The sequence below is a fragment of the Treponema zioleckii genome, assembly GCF_014737315.1.
GTDB classification, from domain to species: domain Bacteria; phylum Spirochaetota; class Spirochaetia; order Treponematales; family Treponemataceae; genus Treponema_D; species Treponema_D zioleckii.
In genome coordinates this window covers 1-20,998 of record NZ_JPUF01000033.1, presented here as the reverse complement: position 1 = coordinate 20,998, position 20,998 = coordinate 1, and the positions used below count along the sequence as shown (strand labels likewise).

Genomic DNA, 20,998 nt, shown 5'->3' with positions numbered 1-20,998 from the left:
ACTCCTATATTCCTTTTTATTTATTTTCACGTTAATTATGCTGGCAGTGCCAGCGTAATATCCAACGACAGATTCTTACTTCTTAATCTCCAATTCCACGCTCCTCCTTTAAGTTCCACTTCTGTTTATAAAACGCGGTATCCCTATCGTTTTTTTTGTGGTTTGCCCCGCGACAATTACAATTGAGTCTGACCATTCGCAAGTGACTTCATCCGTTCCATTGTTGTATGTTCCAGAAAGCACAAATCTGTGTGTGCCAGTTGGTAAATCTGTAAATGTTATGCTTGCAGCAGAAGCAGAATCTGTTACAAGCACAAGTGGCTGTTCCGCACCAAGCACAGCAGCATCTGTAGAATCAGAACTCGTTAAGATTTTTGCTGAAAAACTCTCCGTAGCAGAATCTGGAGTCCATCCGTTTGCATAAAGCATAAGTTCAGCGGAACCGGAGTTTTCCCCTCCAGAAACAGGCAGCAATTTAAAAGAAACTTCTTTGCTTTCATAACGATTATCTATTGTAGAAATGGCACTCAACGAAGCGATTTTCATTAAATACTTTAAATAATCATCATCATTTTCTGAATTTTCTTTATTCTGCCCACGAACAGTCGTATCATTTGGAATAAAAAACAAAGTAATATCCCAATAGCCTCGTTCGTTAAACGTTAAGTAACCGGTATTTGAATTCAAATCTGCAAATATATCCGAAGTTCTAAAGTCTAAAAATTTGGATTTAGAATCATAAATTTTATTCTTCGCATAGGCCTTTATTTTGTAATTTGAAGCATTACATATAGAAGAATCTGGAAGAATTGAGCGCATCGCGCTTGAAGAAACGGAAGAGGCAATTGTCGGAGGAATTGTAACTATTCCAGTATTAAAAAAATAATCATTGTATACAGCAAGAGTCGCCGCATCCGTGTACTCGCCGTCATTCAAATTTAAGCAAAGTCTATAGCTTTTTTGGGCTTTTAGATTAGAAGTCGGAATATAGAGTATGAATTTTCGTGTTGAATCTGTCGTGTCAAAATCAGTGTTCACTTCGATTGTCTCAAGTGTATCTGCGTCCTGCACAACCCACTTGTAGTCAGAAAAAGAATAGGGAGCCGCAAGGTTTAGCGTCGCAATCTGGCTTACAACGTAGGAATCAAGCAAAAGTTCTTTTTCGTCAATAACAGGCTCAATTTCGCTTTTGCTCACTTCTGAACCACCGCCAGAGAAATTTTTATTGTAATTGTCGAGCATATCGTCGAGGGAATTGCCGCAGGAAGCGAGATATAAAATTGCGATTAAAAATAAAGTGATTTTAGCAAAACTTGCTTTCATCTTAATTTTTCTCCAAATAATTTCAAACAAATAAAGATTCCGAAACAAGTTCGGAATGACACCGCTCTGATTCGAAATGTCACTCGCCAAGTTCGGAATGACATCACTCTGATTCGGAATGTCACTCGCCAAATTCGGAATGACATTTCTCAAATCCGGAATGAGACTGTGCAACAAACATATTGGACAGTCCCATAATGTTCCGCAATCTTTGAATAATATTCCAAGAAGCCTTGTTCAATCATTCCGTAAGCCTTACAGAATCTTTCCACAAGCCTTGCAGAATCTTTCAGAAAGCCTTACAGAATCTTTCTGCAAAGCTGAAAAACATTCGCACACTTTCCGAATAGTCCGCGTGAGTCATTCTGCCCCAACTTTCAGAATCTCGCGTACTTTCAGTTGCCAAACGGTATCGTAAAGCCTACGTGAATGTTGCCCAAAAGTTCAAGATTGCTGTCGTAAATCACGCCGCCCCAAATTCTGAACATTTTCCACTGCACGCCAACGTCAAACTCGCTGAACAAGCCTGCGTAGATTTTTCCAAAACTGCTGTTTTCAATGCTGTTGTTGTAGAGCAGCCGAAAATTCAAGCCCAGGGCAAGTTCGCAAAAAAGCTGCAAATCGTACTGCGGCAAATACCAGACGGCCCCGCCCAATCCAGCCGCATCAAGCACGTATTCGTAAGGGTCGTTCACTTTTTCGCCCCCAGAATAATATTTGTACGGGAAATCGCTTCCGGGGATTCCAAGTCCCAGCGAAGCGCTTCCGCCAAAGTAAAACGGCATTTTTGAAAAGTTTCGGTAGCTCACCTGCAAACTTTCGATTCCGATGTAATAATTCTTTGGAAGATTTTCGTAGCCAAAAGCAAATGCAAGATGATTCAAGCCGTCTTCCGAAGGATTTTTTTTGTAAACGTAAACGATTTTTTCGTCGTCCTCCGATTTTGATTTATCTGCTTTAAGAGCAGAATCACTATTTTCTTCTATTAAATAGCTGTCGTCGGTAAGTGTTTTGTTTTCCGATTTTTTTTCGGTCAAATCGAATTTGTACAAAAATCCGTTTTGTGTTCCCGCAAGAACAAACCGACCGTCATTGCTAAAAACCACGTCTTTTGCAACGTCATTTGAATTAAGGGCGATGACACGCAAAAGTTTGCCATTCGCTGCGTTAAAAATTTTTACTGTTCCGTTTTTTGTGGCACTTGCCACGAGATTTCCGTCTGGAGAAAAATTCGCTGAATTCACGAACGTGTCAGAATCCAAAATGTCCACGACCGCCCCGGAATGAATTTCAAGAATCTTTAATTTTCCGTTTTCGTCGGCACACAAAATGCGTTTTCCGTCAGAATTCAGCACAGGTTTGATTCCAGCAGACTTTGAAATCAAAAAAGTTTTCTCAATCTGCCAATTTTCGGTATTCACCAAACTCGCTTTTTCGTCTGACTCAGCGGCCAAAATCCATTTTCCGTCGGAACTTGAACTCAACGCCCAAATTTTTGAATTGAATTCGAGCCGTTTTGAAATCAGTCGTTCTTTTGTTACAAGAAGCTCAAAACTTTCGTAAAGATTTTTTCCGTCCAGCGGCACGATGATTTTAAAGCTGTGCCCGGCGAATGTTACGGCTTCCATTTTTGAGTCAGATTCCTGCGCACCGTCGTTTTTATTGTCCGCCCAGCGGATTAAAGCGGGCCGTTGAGCCAATTCATCGTTTTCTTCGCCCTCGCCGTCGCAAAGAATCGCGTTCACCTGTGCAATTCCGTCGCTCCAAAGGCTCAAAAGATATTTTCCGTCGCTGCTGAATTGAAGAGAAAGCACATTTGCCACTCGGTACGGAGCATTTTCGTTTTTGCCTGTTTCGTGGAGAAAAACTTTTTCTTTTTTGTTCGTGTCAGCATTCCAAAGCTCAACAGAACTTCCACACCCCGCGGCGATATAATTGCGCCCCGCAAAAGTGTGCCCCCAAGCCACAGCCTGGACAGAAAAATCCGCCTTTGACACAACGCTTGTAAGACGATTTTGAGCAAATGAGGAAATATTAAAAATCAAAAACAAAAGAGACGAAAAACAGCCACTTTTGTTTTCCGTTGGCTAAAAAAACTTTCATAAATAAATTATAGGCCGCGCGTATCTTCCAAAAGTTTTGAGAAGTAAAATTTTTGCAGTCCTAATAATAATTAGTATTATAACGAAATATTTTCTGATTTTCAGTTGTTTTTTTAGACTTTTTAGAGATTTTTTTTTAGATTTTTGACGCAGATATGAAAAGTTGTTAAAAAACGGCTTTGGAGAAATGTTTGCAAGGTGCGCCACTTTGCGGCGTTAATAATTTTTCTATACTGAACAAAAACTTTTTTTGCGGTCGTACAAACAATTTTTTTTTACATTTACCAGTTAACAATACCGTGGTTTCGCCTATGCTCAACCACGGTATTGTTTTTTGCAGTCGGATTCCTATTACCTTCAGCCATGACAAAAAAGACGCGCTTTTCTGGTAGTGGACGCATTTTTTAAGCTGATTAAAAAACTCGATATTAGGCCTTTATAGAACCGCTGGTTATTCTACGACCAGTTTTTCGGTCAAAAAGCAGAATGTTGTTGCTGGCAAAATTGATTCCGTGAGTAGAACCAATTTCAAACGTAACACCGCCAAACACAACACTGGTAAGCAAAAAGTCCTTTACTTTCAGTTTGATTGTGGACTCAAGACCCGTCGGCATGGCACCGCAAATCTCCGCATTGAACATTCCGTTTTCGGCAATCTGCAAGAATTCAGGACGAACGCCCAAAACAAAATCACCGTTCTTCGGAAGCGATTCTTCTTTTTCGGCAAAGCCCTGCTCGTCAGAAATCTTTGCAACCGGATATTTAAAAACTTCATCCTTGTTGGCTTTTTCAACATATCCGTGTTCGAGAGAGTAAAGTTTTTCATTTTCTTCTTTGTTATGAATCTGCAAATCCCGGTCTTTGTACCACGAGTCAAGGTTAAAACCGCTTTCTGGAACAAAAGAAACTTCAAAATCATCAAAGATTTTTAGCTTCAATTCCCCGTTCGCAATCTGCTCGCCCTGCGCGTCAATAAAATTTATGGAAGGATTGCCCACAAAATCCGCTACAAAAAGATTGTTCGGACGATTGTAAACCGTGAGCGGAGGCTCATACTGCTGCAAAACGCCGTTGTTTATAAGACAGATTTTTGTTGCGAGTGTCATCGCTTCCATTTGGTCATGCGTAACATAAACGAACGTGCTTCCAGTTTCAATATGAAGTCTCTGTAATTCATAACGCATTTCCAGACGAAGTTTTGCGTCAAGGTTAGAAAGAGGCTCGTCCATAAAAAGAACGCTCGGCTCAGGGGCAAGAGTTCTCGCAATCGCCACGCGCTGCTGCTGACCGCCCGAAAGTTCCGCAGGATATCTGTCCATGAACATTCCGATTTTTACGACGCGGGAAACCTTTCGAACGGCAAGGTCAATTTCTTCGTCGGTAAGTTTGCGTTCTTTTACAAGCGGTTTTTCAGCCTGCAAAATCTGGAAATCCTTCGAAAAAGAAATTCCATCGTTTTTTGACTGGCTCACAATCGAATCATTTTTTTCTTTTAATTTTGCAGAAATCTCCTTTGCGCGCGCCTGATAATCCGGCTGTTTGTGGAACGAGTAAGCAAAAATCTTCTTTGCAGTGAACATTGAGATTTCAAAAGTGTCAATTAATTTCATCAAAACTTTTTCTTCATCAATTTTTTCATTTTTGTCCTTGCATTCATCGATTACCGAAATGATTTTTGAAGGGTTCTGCAAAATCTCATAGATTTTTGAATTGATTTTGAGTTCCCAATTGTAAACAGGAAGTTCCTCTTTTATATTGCTCAGACCAAAAGCAATATTCTTATAAACCGTCATATTCGGCCAAAGTGCGTAATTTTGGAACAAGAATCCCACTTTTCGTTTGTTCGGCGGCACGTTGATTCCAAGTTCGCTGTCGTAAACAACACGGTCGCCTATTTCGATTCTGCCGGAAGTCGGAGTCTCAAGCCCTGCAATCATTCGGAGCGTGGTCGTTTTTCCGCAACCGGAAGGTCCAAGCAAAGTGACGAAGGCATTGTCGTCAATCAAAAGATTCAATCTATCTACGCCGTAGAATTTTCCCCAGCGTTTCGTAACATTCGTAAGTTTTATTTGTGGCATTATTTTCCTCCTACACCTTTGTCAATGCTGGCTCCTGTGAGTTTATTAATAAGAGCATTGAAAATAAGAATCGTAACGATAAGGATAAGGTTCATTCCGCTTGAGAACGCGTAAAGTCCCATTTCGTCAAAATAGTCCATTGCGGTTGTCATAATCTTGAACTGATCGCACAGTAGCATGAAAAGCGTAAGTTCCCTGAGACAAGTCATAAACGGCAACAGGAAGCTTGAAATAATCGTACTTTTTTGAATCGGAATGATTATTCCGAACATTCGCTTTGTCCACGGAATGTCCTGAATAATCGCAGCCTCTTCGATTTCGCCTGAAATTTGAAGCATTGAATTTAGAGATGCCCGGCTTGCAAACGGAATGTATTTTACAGTTCCAGTAATCATCAAAATAAGGAACGAACCTCCGATTGAGAGAGTTTTTCCAAAAATAAGGAAAGCGACTCCCACAGAAAGCGACGGCATTAAGTACGGCAAGAAGGCAACCGAGTTAACGTAAGCCGCGGCACGGCTCCGCCTGTTTTTGCTCACTGCGTAGCCTACAAGTGTTCCGATTGTTCCCGCAAACAGCGAACAGATAAGCGCGACGTAAAGCTGACCTGCGAATGCCTTCCAAATCTGCTTGTTGTAAAGCATACCAAGCTGTCCAAAAAGTCCATATTCGCCCTGCGTGTCGCTAGTTGCCCACCATTTTGTGGTGAGCAGCGAGAAATCGCCGGTTTTTAGGAAGCTGTAGTCGCCAGGATTCGGCAGGAACGTTTCGATTGCAAACGAGATAATCGGGTAAATGCTCGTGAACAGCGTAAAGATAATGAAAATCAATGCCACGAGGTATTTTCCGTAAGTTCCGAGATTCGCTTTTGAAATCTGACCAGATTTTCCGGTTACGGTGGTGTAATTTTTTCGGCTCGAAGTGCTTCCCTGATTCAACAGGAGAATTGCCACGCCAAAAATCATCATTATGATTGCAATGATGCTGGCTTCGCCCGCACGGGAAGAACTTAAAGCCACGTATTTTGTGGAAAGCGTCGCAAGCCCCAGATAATGAGGAACAGGATAGCTTCCCATCGCGCTTCCAAAAACGAGAAGGATTGTAGAAAGAATCGCTGGCCGAACTAGAGGAAGCGTTACGCAAAAAAAGCTTTTCCATTTTGGAGTGTCAAGAATCGTAGCGGCTTCTTCAAGGTTCGCGTCCATGTTGCGGAAGATTCCGCCAATCAAAATGTAGGCGAACGGCGCATAATGTAGCCCAAGAACAATTGCGCTGGGAAAAAGTCCCTGGCACCACCAAATCGGCATGTGAATTCCAAAAAGCGAAGCCAAAAGACCGTCCGAGCCGTGCGTTACGGCATTCGAGTTGAACGCGTTTCGCCAGACCATGGCAAGCGTCCACTGCGGCATGATGTATGGAAAAATAAAAATCGAGCTTAGATACTGCTTGAATTTTAAATTTGTTCGCGTAACGAGATATGCAAAAACTCCGCCGTAAAAAATCGAAATCAAACACGTTAAAACGGCGAGGATTACGGTATTCAAAAGCGGAAGCCACAAGTTGATTTTTGCAAGCTTGCCCGTAAAAATATCAATCCAGTTGTAAAGAGTGTACTGACCTTCCTTTAGACCTGTGCGAACGGAATCTATCGTGCCCGCATGAACCGCAACGGTGTCTTTTGCAAGGTAAATGATTGGCGCGATTGTTGAGATGGAAAGAACGATTCCAAATAAAAGTAAAATCACATTCTGGGGCTTTTCGAAGAACGTTTTTAGGCGGTTCATTCGAAGAGGCGACAAATATGGTCTTACAGTAACTGTATTTTGAGCCATATATTTTCCTTCATAATTTTTTAATAAACTTCAAAAAATTTTACTTTTTAAAGAAACTCTCAAATAAAAAAGGACGCGGCAAAACAAATAAACCGCGTCCGTTAGATTCAAAAAGTTTTAACTAGCGTCCGCCTCGGAGTGAATCAATCCAGTCGCCAAGCTCAATAGAAACTTCTGAGCAGTATTTTGGATCCTCGATTACGAGTGCACCACCATTTTCGCTTGACCACCATTCAAATCCGCGGTCATTCTTTGCAGGGAATTCCTCACCGCCGGCTTTGCTGTGGTTGTATTTTGCTTCGTTTTCTGCGGCAAGAACCGGGTTTGCTGAATATCCGCCCATGTCTTTTCCCCACGCGGAGAATCCGTCAAGTTTTGTGACCATGAAAGAGATGAACGCACAGGCCGTCCAAGGGTACGGAGAAGAATCCATAACTTCGAGGTAGTGACAATATCCGTATCCGCCGATTCCTTTGTATCCGTCTTTGTAAGCCGCTACGGTGATGTTGTTTACAGAGGCTTCGGCAGTTTCTGAAACCGAGCGGAGCTTTGAATAAACGATGAGTGCGAATTCACCTGCAGCAGATTTTGTTACGAGCTCGGTGCAAATCGGTCCGTCGTCAGTCATTGCGTTGTAATTCTGAACCCACAATTTTGCCCACGCAAGACCGTATTTTGCGTTCTCGCCTTCAATTCCGTAATTTTTTGCAACGGTAGCGCATTCTTCGATGATTGGCTTGAAATATGATTTTTTTGACTCGTCAAGTGCGTCAAAAGCGTTTTTGAGCCATGTTGAATATTTGTCAGAAGAAAGCATGTAAAGGAAGTTTTTTCCTACAAGCTCTGAGTTTACGTCCATGTACATTCCGGATTTTCCTTCCGCAACAAAATCCCAGCAGTTCGTAAAATCAGTTCCGTTTCCGTTGTTGAACATAAAGACTTTATTCAACGTCTGAAGCGAAAGAAGCTCAGGATAATCTTTCTTTTCAAGTTTGTTTGCTTCCGCCCACTCTTTTGGAATGAACGTTCGAAGGATTCCTGTGTCCATCATTTTTGACTGAATCTGATTTCCGTCCTGAATCAATGTCATAAAATATTCAGGCTTCGAAGATTTGTAGTCAACTGTGAGCGTCGTAAATATTGAGTTGTTCTTAGGCTGAGACCACTCGATTGTTCCGCCGTAAGACGGGTCCAAAGATTTTAGATAGTCGATGAATGCGGCTCCGGCTGTTTTTCCGCGGCTAGAGTTTCCGATTCCCTTGATTGTTGCAGATTTTGATTCTTCAATAGCTTTTTTGCAAAGCTCGTCAAAACTCATGCTTTCTGCCTGTTCAATGATTTTTTGAACTTCTGACTTTTCGGCCTGCACATTTTTTTTCTCGTTGCAGCCAATTCCGAGCATAGCAACTGCTCCCAATGCAAAGCAAATAACAGATTTTTTCAAAATAAATTCCTCCTTTTTTGATTTCCAACACCCCTGTAGCAGCAAGAAAAAATGTCGGAATTATGTTGGTTATACAAGAATTTATTCTAAAACTACTTTAAGGAAACGCAAGAGTTTTTTTTCTGACAGAAGGTTAGACTTGTGCGTTTCCCCGTAGTTTTCTAGCGAAAACTACAGTGTGGGTGGGACTCTTTGCAGGTGTTTCCGAGTCGCCGCGACAAGCACGGCGGCGACTCGGAGAGGCAGTTTTGTTGCTCACGCCTCGCTCGCAACTTTGGGGAGGTCGGGGCAACTTGCACATTCGCAGACCACCTCGCGTATTTGGCTTTGAGCTTTGCAAGGCAGTTTACAAACGTTTTTGGTGGACAGTGGCAAGCTGTTTTCCTCGCGGTTGTGATGGTTGCGGTTTCGACTCCGCTCAACCACCACAGACAATGAGTAACGGTCGCTGAGCGAAGCCGAAGCGCAATTTTCATCTTTAAATTTATCTGTGTCCTATCTGTATCTATCCGTGTTCATCTGTGTCAAAATTACAACTCCCCTCCAACAAGTTCCCTTGCCTTAGCTTCTATCAACGACGCCATTTTTTCTGGCTCGTGCTGATTTTCTGCAATAATGCGGACAAAAACAGAACCAGCAACAATCGCCTCAACGGACGAAGCGAGTGCCTTTGCCTGTTCGCCGTTCGAAATGCCAAAACCTCCGTAAATCTTGCTTCCGCCTTCGCTCACTCTTTTTAGGAACGAAAGCGTGTCTTCGCCGATTTTTGTGTCCGTACCAGTGATTCCCACGCGGAGAGCCGCGTAAATGTACGGAAAGCCCGCATGAGCCATTTTATAAAGTCGTTCCGGGGCCATTGACGGAGCCGCAACGGGGATATTTATCATGCCATTTTTTTTGCAAGCCTCTGTCAAACCTTCATCAAAATCAAAAGGCAAATCAGGGATTATCATTCCTTTTACGCCAGCCTCTGCCGCCTTTTTGCAAAAGTTCTCAACTCCTGGCGTGTAAATCAAACTTCCGTAACTCATCAAATAAATCGGAACGTCAGGGAATTCAGAATGAATCTTCGCAATAAACGAAAGACCGTCAGAAGTTCGGTAGCCACGCTCCAAAACTTTTGTGCAGGCCGTCTGAATCGCAGGGCCGTCGGCACTTGGGTCTGAAAAAGGAAGCTGAATCTCCAAAATATCCGCGCCGCCCTTTACGAGTGAACGAGCAACAGTCAGGGCACTTTCTTCAGAAGGATAGCCCGCAACGAGATGACTCATAAGTTTTATTTTCTGCATAATTTTCTCCTGTTTCTTAAAGTGGCTGCTTTCTAGATTTTCATCGACTTTGCATCGTGAATGTCTTTTTTGCTTTCCAAACGTTCAATTTCCGAATGCAAGAAATCAAGCCACTCATTCGGACGGAAAACCGGACTCGTAATAAAAACGTCCTTGTCACCGCGTCCACTCATATTGATGATAATCGCCTGGTCGCTCGGAAGTTCTTTCGCGATTTTCATTGCCGCAGCCCCGGCGTGAGCAGATTCTAGCGCGAACAAGATTCCTTCGTTCCGTGCAAAAAACTTAACCGCTTCCAGAGCCTCTTTGTCCAAAATCGAAGTGAACTCCACTCGCCCGCTTTTTCCGAGGCTCGCAAGCTGCGGACCGATTCCGCAATAATCAAGTCCCGCAGAAATCGAACGAGTCGGAAGAGCCTGTCCGTCTTCATCAAGCAAGAATCGGCTTTTGTAACCTTGCAAAATTCCGTCGCGGGCAGCCTTTCCTGTCATTCGGCTTGCGTTCTCGCCCACGTTCGGGCCAATTCCGCCGGCCTCCGCACCGATTAAGCGCGGCTCTTTCTGATTTATGAACGGCTCAAAAAATCCGATTGAATTAGAGCCGCCTCCAACACAGGCAACCATCGCCCCGATTTTTATTCCTCTTTCCTCTGCCTGTTTTTTTACTTCGCGGCCAATAACGCTCTGAAACTCGCGCACAATGTCCGGGAACGGAGCCGGCCCAAGGGCACTTCCCAAAACATAATGCGTTGTGTCGGGATTTGCAGCCCAGTCACGCATCGCCTCGTTTACGGCATCTTTTAAAGTGCGGCTTCCGCTCGTAACAGGATGAACTTTGGCCCCGTACAACTCCATTGCGGCAACATTCGGCTGCTGACGGCGAACGTCAACTTCACCCATGTAAATCGTACAATCAAGACCGAGTTTTGCACATGCCGCCGCAGTCGCAAGACCGTGCTGGCCAGCCCCTGTTTCGGCAATGATTCGCTTTTTGCCCATTCGCTTTGCAAGCAGGCACTGTCCGATTGCGTTGTTGATTTTGTGCGCGCCAGTGTTCGCAAGTCCTTCAAGTTTGATGTAAATCTGCGCACCGCCGAGCAATTTTGTTGCCGTTGGCGCAAAATAAAGCGGGGTTTCACGCCCAATGTAGTCACGACGAATCACTTCAAGTTCGTCCAAAAAATCCTTGTCATTCATCGCTTCCTTAAAAGCGACTTCCAACTCGTCCAAAGGTCGTCTCAAAACCTCCGCAACGTACTTTCCGCCATAATTATCAAAAAATCCATTATCAGAATAAGCCATTTATTTCCTCACAAAAATTAGTAGGTTCAATGTCGAGTTTTTAAATCAGTGTAAAAATCTGCTCTGCCGTCCGTTGCGGCGTTTCAAAAAAATGACGGCTGAGCTTTAGAGGTATCCGACTCGCTAACGCTCGCGACGCTCAGAATCATTTTTTTGCTCCCCCTCCACTACCGCCAGAGCAGATTTTTTGTCCACTTTTCAAACTCGAAATTGAGCCTCTTTTAAAATATAGGGTCAAGCCAGACATGCCAAACAAAGTTCTCTCAGTTTTGATTCGTCTTTTATGCCGACAAGACCTTCGTTCTCCACCCCGCCAGAAACATCAATAAGCTCTGCTTTAAACCGCTCAAGAATTTCTTTTGCGTTTTGCGGAGTAATTCCGCCGGCAAGCCATTTTACCTCGCAAACAATATTTTTTTTGCTCCGCTCAGTAAACGCATTTTCTGAACTCTTTCCGTGCAAATCAAGAAGAACACGCATTTCGCCTTTTGAGGCAAGTTTTTCGTATTCGTCAAAATTGTCTGTCGCAAAATAATGCGGAAGATTCAAGATTTCTGCATTCACTTTTTCGTATTGAATTTTATGAAGCTGAATTACATCAAAAATTCCGTCTTTTACGAACTCGATTGCTTTTTTTGCCTCAGAAGATTCTGTTTCAGTAATCACCGCAACTTTTTTTGCTTTCAAATTGGAAAGAATCGGCAGCAAATTTTCGAGCCGATTTTCTCGCGTAACGCTTCGCGCAAATCCGTCCGAAAAAACAAAACCCAAAAAATCCGCACCCAGAGACTCGGAAAACTCGGCATCTTCGCTTCGGGTAAACCCGCAGATTTTTAGCCGAGTTTTTTTAGCCCGATTCGCCCAGGAAGATTCAGCGTATTCAAGCCAAAAGCTCGCGTTTTCAGTTTTTTTAGAGTTCTCAAACGCGTGCACAAATTCTTTTGCCATGCAAGGATTTTTTGCAGCCGCCTCGCCGAGCAAAATTCCGGCAAAGCCCAGCGAACCAACAGAAGCAGCGCATTCCGCAGTCGTAACGCCGCTTTCAAAAATGATTCTTGCGTCGCTTCCCATAATTTTAACGATTTTTTCTTTCATCATTACGGGCCGGAGCAAATCAATTTTGAACGTTGAAAGGTCTCGGCTGTTCACTCCGCAAACAAAATGATTTTTGTCCACGTGAGCCATCACGAAAGCAAGTTTTTCCAAATCGTCGTCCGTTCGAACTTCAATCAAGCCTGTAAGTCCGAGCCGAACCACTTCTTCCGCCATTTCCAAAAAAGTTTCTTTCGTCAGAATTCGGGCAATCAAAAGAACCGCGTCAGCTCCGGCCCTAAATGAAACCTCAATTTCTTCCTTTGACAAAAGAAAATCTTTTCTCAAAACTGCAGGCGATTTTTTTGGGAAATCATTTTCAGCCTTTTCAAAATCGTCCACAGCCTTGCAAACGTTCATCAAATCTTCGAGCGAACCTTTAAAAAAATTCTTTTCGGTAAGGCAAGAAATCGCCCTCGCCCCAGACTCAGAATAAGCCAAAGCCGTCTGGTAGCTGTCAAGATTCGGCGCAATGTCGCCTTTGCTCGGAGAAGCCCGCTTTACCTCAAGAATCAAGCCTTTTTCGTTCAAAAACGGGTGAACTTTACGGGAACGCTCTTTAGGAATTTTGCAACCGAATTCCAGTCCGAGCTTTTCAATGTCAGAAAGCCGTCTCTCAATTATCGTCGTAAGAATGTCGCTCATAATTTCTCCGCCACCCTTATGCGCTAAGCTTTGACTCAGGATTCAACTCGTTGCTTATTTTTTGAATTTCCTTCAATTTTTCCAGAGTCTTTCCGCTGTCAATCGCATTGAGTGCCATTGCATAGCCGTCTTTTAACGAGCGAGCTTTTCCAGAAAGATACAAAACCGCACCGGCGTTCAAGCCAACTGCATAACGGATTGTCTTTCTTCCGCCGCCGTTTAAGACTTCCATCGCCAAAGCCGCGTTATCCATTCCGTTTCCGCCATAAAGTTCGTTTTCGTCAGCATCGGCAATTCCAAAATTTTTCGGGTCAATCACGTACTGATTTTCGTTGCCTTTTTCATCGATTTGATAAACGAAAGTCTTTGCACAAGGCGAAATCTCGTCGTATCCGTCCTCTGAATTTACGACCATCACGCGTTTAGCCCCAAGAGTTTTTGCCGCATGAGCATAATCTTTTAGAAGTTCTTTTGAATAAACTCCCAAAACCTCAAATTCGGCATTCGCAGGATTCAAAAGAGGGCCAAGAACGTTAAAAATCGTTTTGATTCCGAGAGCCTTTCTGATTGGAGCCGCAAATCGCATTGCAGAGTGATAGACCGGAGCCATCAAAAATCCGAAGCCAGTTTTTTTAACAAGTTCTGCCGTTTTTTCAGGCTTAGCCATAATGTTCACGCCAAGAGCTTCAAAAAAGTCTGCCGCCCCAGATTTTGAGCTGACCGCACGATTTCCGTGCTTTGCCATCACTTGACCGCAGCTCGAAGCAACGAGTGCCGAAAGAGATGAAATGTTGAACGAGCCTTTTCCGTCGCCGCCAGTTCCAACAATTTCTGCCAAGCCAGAACATTCAAGCGGGAATTTTGTCTTCTTTTTGAGCATTACGCCCGCAGCCCCGGCCATTTCGTCCGCAGTAGGAAGCCCGCGCGCCGCCATTGCAGTAAGAATTGACGAAGCGATTTTTTCGTCCATCGTGCCGTCTGTAAGCTCGCCAATAAAACTTGCAGCCTGTTCATGAGTCAACGGCTGTTTTTTGTCGATTAGCTGATTCAAAATCAAAACAGACGAAATATTTTCTCGGCTGTAATTCAAAAATCCCTTAAAAAGTGCGTCGCCTTTTTCGCTCGCAATCGATTCCGGATGAAACTGAACGCCTTCAATAACGAATTTTTTGTGGCGGATTCCCATAATGTCGCCGTCCTTCGCACGAGCCGTAACTTCAAAATCCTCTGGAAGCGTGCTTTCGTCAATTACAAGCGAATGATAGCGCGTAAAATTGCCTTTTAGCCCGATAGTCCTAAAAATTCCCCGACCGTCAGTCTTAATTTCCTCTACGATTCCGTGGCGAATGTATTTTGCCCCCACAATTTTAGCCCCGAACGCCTCGCCAATCGCCTGATGTCCAAGACAAATCCCAAGAATCGGAAGTTTTCCGGCAAAATGACGAATCACGTCGCAAGAAATTCCGGCCTCTTTTGGATTTCCAGGCCCAGGCCCAACAACGATGTGGGTCGGCTTAGCCTCTTCAATTTCAGAGACAGTCGATTCTTCCGAACGGAAAACCCGCACTTCGCTGCCAGAAACACGTTCCAAACTCTGAACGATATTAAAACTAAAACTGTCTTTATTGTCGATGAATGCAATCATTTTTTCCTCCATTTTATACAGAAGGGGGAAGTCTCCCCCTCGCGCCCACTTCGTTGGTCGCTACCCCTTCACCTAAGGGGCCGGCCCCTTAAAATCCCCATTTTTTTGCAGTCCGATTTATTCAGTTTTCTCAAAAACCGAGCGCAACGCACCGAGTTTTTCGTTCGTTTCTTCCCACTCGCGGTCGGCATTGCTGTCATAAACGATTCCGCCGCCAGCCTGCAAACTCCAAACTTTTCCTTGCTTTAGCGCACATCGTATTGCGATGCAAAAATCCAAATCGCCGTTAGATTGAATGTATCCGACCGCGCCGGCATAAAAGCGTCGCTTAGTTTTTTCAAGACGGCTCAAAATCTGAATTGCACTGATTTTTGGCGCGCCCGAAACCGTTCCCGCCGGAAATGCCGCACGAAGCACTTGAATAGGCTTAAAATCTTTTTTAACTTTTCCCTGAACGTCGCTAACTATGTGCATTACATGACTGAACATCTCGACTTCCATAAATCGCATAACTTCAACGCTGCCGTTCTGGCAAACTCTGCCCAAGTCGTTGCGGGCCAAATCAACGAGCATCAAGTGCTCTGCCCGCTCCTTTGAATCATTCAAAAGCTCTGATTTTAATTTTTCATCCTCGCCAGAATTTTTTCCGCGGCGACGAGTTCCAGCAATCGGCCGAATAGAAGCAACACCTTCGCGCACGCGCACAAGACTTTCAGGGCTTGAACCAATAAGCTGTCTCTCTCCAAAATCAATGTAAAAAAGATAAGGACTTGGATTTACAGCACGAAGTCTTCTATAAATCTCAAGCGCAGAATTTTCGCATTCAAGCTGCAAGCGTCGGCTCGGAACGGCTTGCAGAAGATTTCCCGCAATGATTTCTTTTTTGATTGCCTCAACTTTTTCTTTGTATTCTCGCTCGCTCTGCTCAAGATTCGTAATCGTCTTAACCTCGCAAGGTTCTTCCGGCGCCGAAAGATAAGAAAAATCCATATCGTTCAAACGCTTTTTCAAATCCTCAACGGCTTTTTCCAAATCAATCTGATGCTCATTGTAGTTGAGCGCAAAAATGTGAAGAGTTTCTGTAAAATGATCGAAAACAACGTAAATATGCCCCGCAACAAATTCACTTTCTGGAATATGAAGTTCGTCATTCTGTGGCGCAAGAGTTATCGTGTCGCACCTTGCAGCAAACTCATAGCTCAAATAGCCAAGCCCGCTCGCAGGAACCGGAATCTGATTCACTTTTTCACTTCCGTCCGCAAAACGAACTTTGCTCAAATCGTTTTGCTCCGCCACATACAAGAGCGCATCCAAAATATCCGGAGTGTGAAGAACGCGACTTCCAGGAGCTATCGTTTCGCCAGTCTCGTTTTTTCCTTTGTACGGCAAGCGTCGCCCGTCTATCAAAAAAGCCACGCCTTCGTCATCCTGAACAATATGAAAAGCTGGCTCCAAAAGAAGAATCGAATATCGCTCCCTTCCACGCGCAAAGCTGGCACTTTCCAAAATTGCGGACGCCCCGATTTTCCTAGCCAAAGAAAATGGCGTATAACGGTCACAACCAAGTGAAAAATAAATTGAATCTGTGCGTGACATATTTTTAACTCCTTTTGTTTCTATCTACAGAAACATCTTACATTAAAAATATACACTTATAAAATTGTTTCTGTCAATAGAAACAACAATTTTTTCGCTCTTTTTGACGCAGATGGGGACAGATAAATAGAAAGGGACATGTAGATTTTCTACAGAAACGTCATTCCAAACTAAAAATTTGTCATGCTGAACTATTTTCAGCATCTCTGTAACGGAGCAAAAAAAACGCGCGGAAAAACATTCTATACAAGAACGCTTCCCCGCGCGAAAATATATTTTTTAGAAGCCTAATTTAATTCGGGCCAAGAAAATCCCGGCCCACGACAAAAGATGCCGATTATTTGTTTGCTTTGATTACAGCCTGTGCACCAGCCAAACGTGCCAACGGTACGCGGAATGGTGAACAAGAAACGTAGTTCAAGCCATATTTATAGCACAACTCGATTGAAGCAGGGTCTCCACCATGCTCACCACAGATTCCGAGGTGAAGGTCTGCTTTTACGCTGCGTCCTTTAGCCTCAGCAATCTCCATAAGTGCACCTGGACCATCAGGATCAAGTGTTGCAAATGGATCGTCCTCAAGAACGCGCTGATCAAGGTAAGAATTAATGAACTTACCATAGTCGTCGCGGCTGAATCCGAGAGTTGTCTGTGTAAGGTCGTTAGAACCGAATGAGAAGAAGTCTGCAACGCTAGCAACTTTGTCAGCAGAAAGAGCTGTACGTGGGAATTCAACCATAGAACCAATCTGGAACTTAAGGTTTGTTCCGCACTCCTTGTTTACGTTAGCAATTACAGCTTCTGCCTGTCCGCGAATCTGCTCAACTTCTTTGTATGTAACAACGTTTGGAATCATAATTCTAACGTCGTGTTTAGCACCTTCTTTGTCGAGCTGAGCTGTAGCGCGAGCGATTGCTTCAACCTGCATCTCGTAAATCTCTGGATAAGTGATAGCCAAACGGCAACCACGATGACCGAGCATTGGGTTGTGCTCATCAAGAGCTGCAACTTTTGCAACGAGGGCAGCTTTGTCCATGCCGAGTTTAGAAGCAAGTGCAGTAGCAGCAGCGTCTGTCTCAGCCTGAATGAACTCGTTCAACGGAGGATCAAGCAAGCGGATTGTTACCGGGCGGCCAGCCATAGTTTTGATAATTTCGTAGAAGTCCTTCTGCTGATATGGAAGGATTTTTGCAAGATTCTCTTTACGAGCCTCAGTTGTCTCAGAAACAATCATCTTCTGGAATGCAGTGAGTTTTGGTTCGTCAAAGAACATGTGCTCTGTTCGGCAAAGACCGATTCCCATTGCACCAAAACGGAATGCATCCTCAGCGTTCTTTGGTGTGTCACCGTTAGCAAGAACGTTAAATCCCTTTACAGTCTTTCCTGAAGCTGTTGTGCGAACAGAAGCGTTTCGAACTTCGTCTGCCCATCCAAGGAAAGTCTCAAGATCGCCAGAAATTGTAGCAGGTTTTACGGCAACCTGACCTTCGAATACGCGTCCAGTTGCACCGTCGATTGTAAGGTAATCACCTTTCTTGTATTCTTTGCCTTTTACAACGATTGTGTTTGCATCTTTGAATGTAACGTCCGCACAACCACAAACACATGGAGTTCCCATACCACGAGCAACAACGGCTGCGTGAGATGTTCTTCCACCTGTTGAAGTAAGGATACCCTGTGCAACAGCCATTCCGGCAATGTCATCTGGAGAAGTCTCTTTGCGAACGAGGAGAACTTTCTTTCCTTCTTTTGCCCAAGCCTCAGCTTCGTCAGCAGTAAATACAATCTGTCCGCATCCAGCTCCAGGAGAAGCGTTCAAACCACTTGCAATTTCTGTAGCCTTTTTAACGGCGTCTTTGTCGAGCTGTGGAAGAAGAAGCTGGTTAAGCTGCTCTGGCTCAACGCGCAAGAGAGCCTGCTCTTTTGTAATAAGACCTTCGCCAACCATGTCAACAGCCATCTTAACGGCAGCCGCACCTGTACGTTTACCGTTGCGGCACTGGAGCATGAAGAGTTTTCCTTCTTCAACAGTGAACTCCATATCCTGCATGTCGTGATAGTGCTTTTCAAGTCGCTCACGAATCTGGCAAAGTTCGTCGTAGATTGCTTTGTTTGTCTGCTCAAGCTGAGAGAGTTTCTGAGGTGTTCGGATACCAGCAACAACGTCCTCACCCTGTGCGTTCATAAGGTATTCACCCATGAATACGTTCTCACCAGTAGACGGGTCGCGAGAGAAACATACACCAGTTCCAGAAGTCTCGCCCTTATTACCGAATACCATTGCCATAACAGTTACGGCAGTTCCCTTCAAAGCACCTTCTTTGATGTTGTTGAGCTTGCGGTATTTGATAGCACGTGGGTTCATCCAAGAACCGAATACGGCACCAATAGCACCCCACATCTGTTTTTTTGTCATCCTGAGGGAATTCTTCGCCGGCAGGTTTGCGCTCTGTGGAAGCGTTCTTGTACATTTCCTTGTACTTAGAAACGATTTCTTTAAGATTCTCTGTTGTAAGCTCTGTGTCTTCTTTTACACCGGCTTTTGCTTTTACTTCATCAATGATTGCTTCAAAGTTGTCGTGGTCAACACCCATTGCAACATCGCCATACATCTGAATGAATCGGCGGTAAGCGTCCCATGCGAAACGCTCGTTGCCAGTCTTTTTTGCAAGACCTTCAACAGCTTTATCGTTAAGACCGAGGTTGAGGATTGTGTCCATCATACCTGGCATAGAAATTGCAGCACCAGAACGAACAGAAACCAAGAGAGGGTCATTCTCGTCACCGAGTTTTTTACCCATAACCGACTCAAGTTTAGCCAAATATTCATCAACCTGAGCAGAAAGTCCGTCAGGATATTTACGTCCAAGTTTATAGAATTCCTGACATACGTCTGTTGTGATTGTAAAACCTGCAGGAACAGGAAGACTCAAAGGAGCTTTTGCCATCTGTGCAAGGTTTGCGCCTTTGCCACCCAACTCTGCGCGCATTGACTCATCGCCATCCGCGTCACCATTACCAAAAAAATAAACATACTTCATAATGGATATAAGCATAACTCCAAATTTCGTTGCCGTCAAATTAAAAATTAGTCATTATAATACAATTATAAGTCAGAATTTTCAAAAGAATACGATATTTGCAAGGATTATTTAAGGAATTGTTCAAAATATCGATAATTTTTAACAAAAACGTCATTTTTTACGTTTTTTTCATAAATATTTTTTTTGGATTTTTCTGATTTTTATTAAAAAATTAATTTTCCAAATTATATAATTTGCCAGAACAAAAAACACATGTTATTCTGAAAATATATTTAAAAAAGGTGCTTCTAGGTTTTCCGGTTATTCAGAAAATCATGGAAAAATGTTCGGACAAACTTATGTTCGGAGGTTCAGCGATTCTTTCAGTTTTAGCATTGAAGAGCTTTTAACGAAAAATTCAACAGGATTCAGTTCATTCAACTAAGAATCCTATTTTAGGGCATCTCTAAGAACTTAAAATTCAACAGTTTTTAGAGTCTCCATTTAAAAATCTGAAAAACGTTTTTACATCAAGCTGTGCAGTTTTATCTAAAAAAAGGAGATTAAGACTTGGAAAATATTTTCTTACAACTCGACTACAAATTTCTTCTTTCATGCATTCTAAGAATCGTCCTGAGTTTCTGTGCAGGCTCAATACTCGGACTCGAAAGAAAATTCCGTCAGCACATCATCGGACTCAGAACGCTCATTCTCATCTCGGAAGCGGCAACGCTTCTCGGCATTCTGTCGCTCTACGTTCCAAGCCTTAAGCCCGGCGATTCGGAGCGCATAGCGGCGCAGGTTGTAAGCGGAATCGGATTTTTGGGCGGAGGTGCAATTCTCAAACAGGGAATGAACATACGCGGTCTCACGACGGCGGCGATAATCTGGGCGGCAGCGGCAATCGGACTCTCAATCGGAATGGGGCTTTACATTCCGGCGATTCTCTGCGTAGTTGTCGCTGTCCTTTCACTAATAATCCTTGAGCGGTTCGAGGACAAGCACTTTCCGAGAGGAAGGGTAAAATCGTTGCACATTACTTTTTCAGTCACGCCCGAAAAAGACCTGAACATGTCGGAACTAAAAACGACAATCGAAAAACACGGATTCATCATCGCGGATTTTAACATGAGCAGAATTATCGCAAGCAATCTTGTAATTCTACACTACTCTGTAAAAGCCCCAAAAAAAGACGATTTTTCAGCCCTTGTGAACGAACTTGGAAAACTCGGCGGCCTTGCGGAATTTTCGATAACTGACTAAAAGGTCGAATGTCGAGTATACAGCTCTGTCATGCTGAGCATACTGCAGTGTCATGTCGGGCATATAGTTCTGTCATGTCGAGCATATAGTTCTGTCATGTCGAGCATATAGTTCTGTCATGTCGAGCGCAGTCGAGACATCTGCTTTAACCGTATGCAAACGGACTGGAGACCTCTCGACTTCGCTCGAGGTGACAAAAAGGGGGATTCCGCGTGCTCGCCAGTGCCAGTGCATCGCGAACTATTCCGTCATGCGAGAGAACTCGCCTGTCATGCCGAGCATATCTCTGTCATGCTGAGCATATAGCTGTGTCATGTCGAGCGCAGTCGAGACATCTGCTTTAACCGATGCAAACGGACTGGAGG

The 20,998-nt window shown here is 43.8% G+C and carries 11 protein-coding genes and 1 pseudogene; 1 reads left to right on the top strand and 11 read right to left on the bottom strand.

What is annotated here, in order from left to right:
- Positions 1-108: 108 nt before the first annotated feature.
- The 11 genes and pseudogenes from JI65_RS09835 to ppdK all read right to left on the bottom strand — a co-directional run bounded on the left by JI65_RS09835 (position 109) and on the right by ppdK (position 19,397).
- Positions 109-1,323, bottom strand: coding sequence for a hypothetical protein (locus JI65_RS09835; RefSeq protein ID WP_191015850.1), 1,215 nt, complete (start codon positions 1,321-1,323; stop codon positions 109-111).
- 395 nt (positions 1,324-1,718) lie between these two features.
- Positions 1,719-3,374, bottom strand: a complete 1,656-nt coding sequence (locus JI65_RS09830; RefSeq protein ID WP_191015848.1) for a WD40 repeat domain-containing protein — start codon at positions 3,372-3,374, stop codon at positions 1,719-1,721.
- 479 nt (positions 3,375-3,853) lie between these two features.
- Positions 3,854-5,503, bottom strand: a complete 1,650-nt coding sequence (locus JI65_RS09825) for an ABC transporter ATP-binding protein (protein WP_191015845.1) — start codon at positions 5,501-5,503, stop codon at positions 3,854-3,856.
- Complete coding sequence (locus tag JI65_RS09820) at positions 5,503-7,335, bottom strand: ABC transporter permease (protein WP_191015843.1); 1,833 nt, start codon at positions 7,333-7,335, stop codon at positions 5,503-5,505. Before JI65_RS09820 ends, JI65_RS09825 begins: the two co-directional genes overlap by 1 nt.
- Positions 7,336-7,456: 121 nt before the next feature.
- Positions 7,457-8,779: a hypothetical protein gene (locus JI65_RS09815; protein ID WP_191015841.1), complete on the bottom strand. Its 1,323-nt coding sequence runs from the start codon at positions 8,777-8,779 to the stop codon at positions 7,457-7,459.
- A gap of 530 nt (positions 8,780-9,309) precedes the next feature.
- Positions 9,310-10,068, bottom strand: coding sequence for a tryptophan synthase subunit alpha (trpA, locus tag JI65_RS09810; protein ID WP_191015839.1), 759 nt, complete (start codon positions 10,066-10,068; stop codon positions 9,310-9,312).
- Between the two features lie 32 nt (positions 10,069-10,100).
- Positions 10,101-11,369 carry a tryptophan synthase subunit beta gene (gene trpB / locus JI65_RS09805; protein ID WP_191015835.1) on the bottom strand — a complete coding sequence of 423 codons (1,269 nt, stop codon included), beginning with the start codon at positions 11,367-11,369 and terminating at the stop codon, positions 10,101-10,103.
- A 234-nt stretch (positions 11,370-11,603) separates the two neighbouring features.
- On the bottom strand, positions 11,604-13,106 hold the full coding sequence (gene trpF / locus JI65_RS09800; RefSeq protein WP_242457212.1) for a bifunctional indole-3-glycerol phosphate synthase/phosphoribosylanthranilate isomerase: 1,503 nt from the start codon (positions 13,104-13,106) through the stop codon (positions 11,604-11,606).
- 16 nt (positions 13,107-13,122) lie between these two features.
- On the bottom strand, positions 13,123-14,751 hold the full coding sequence (locus JI65_RS09795) for a bifunctional anthranilate synthase component II/anthranilate phosphoribosyltransferase (protein ID WP_191015833.1): 1,629 nt from the start codon (positions 14,749-14,751) through the stop codon (positions 13,123-13,125).
- A 117-nt stretch (positions 14,752-14,868) separates the two neighbouring features.
- On the bottom strand, positions 14,869-16,347 hold the full coding sequence (locus JI65_RS09790) for a chorismate-binding protein (RefSeq protein WP_191015830.1): 1,479 nt from the start codon (positions 16,345-16,347) through the stop codon (positions 14,869-14,871).
- A gap of 337 nt (positions 16,348-16,684) precedes the next feature.
- Positions 16,685-19,397: pseudogene (gene ppdK, locus JI65_RS09785) on the bottom strand (pyruvate, phosphate dikinase).
- Between the two features lie 543 nt (positions 19,398-19,940).
- Between ppdK and JI65_RS09780 the strand changes: the two are divergent.
- Entirely contained in the window at positions 19,941-20,633 is a 693-nt protein-coding gene (locus JI65_RS09780; RefSeq protein ID WP_191015827.1) for an MgtC/SapB family protein, read from the top strand.
- Positions 20,634-20,998: the final 365 nt, after the last annotated feature.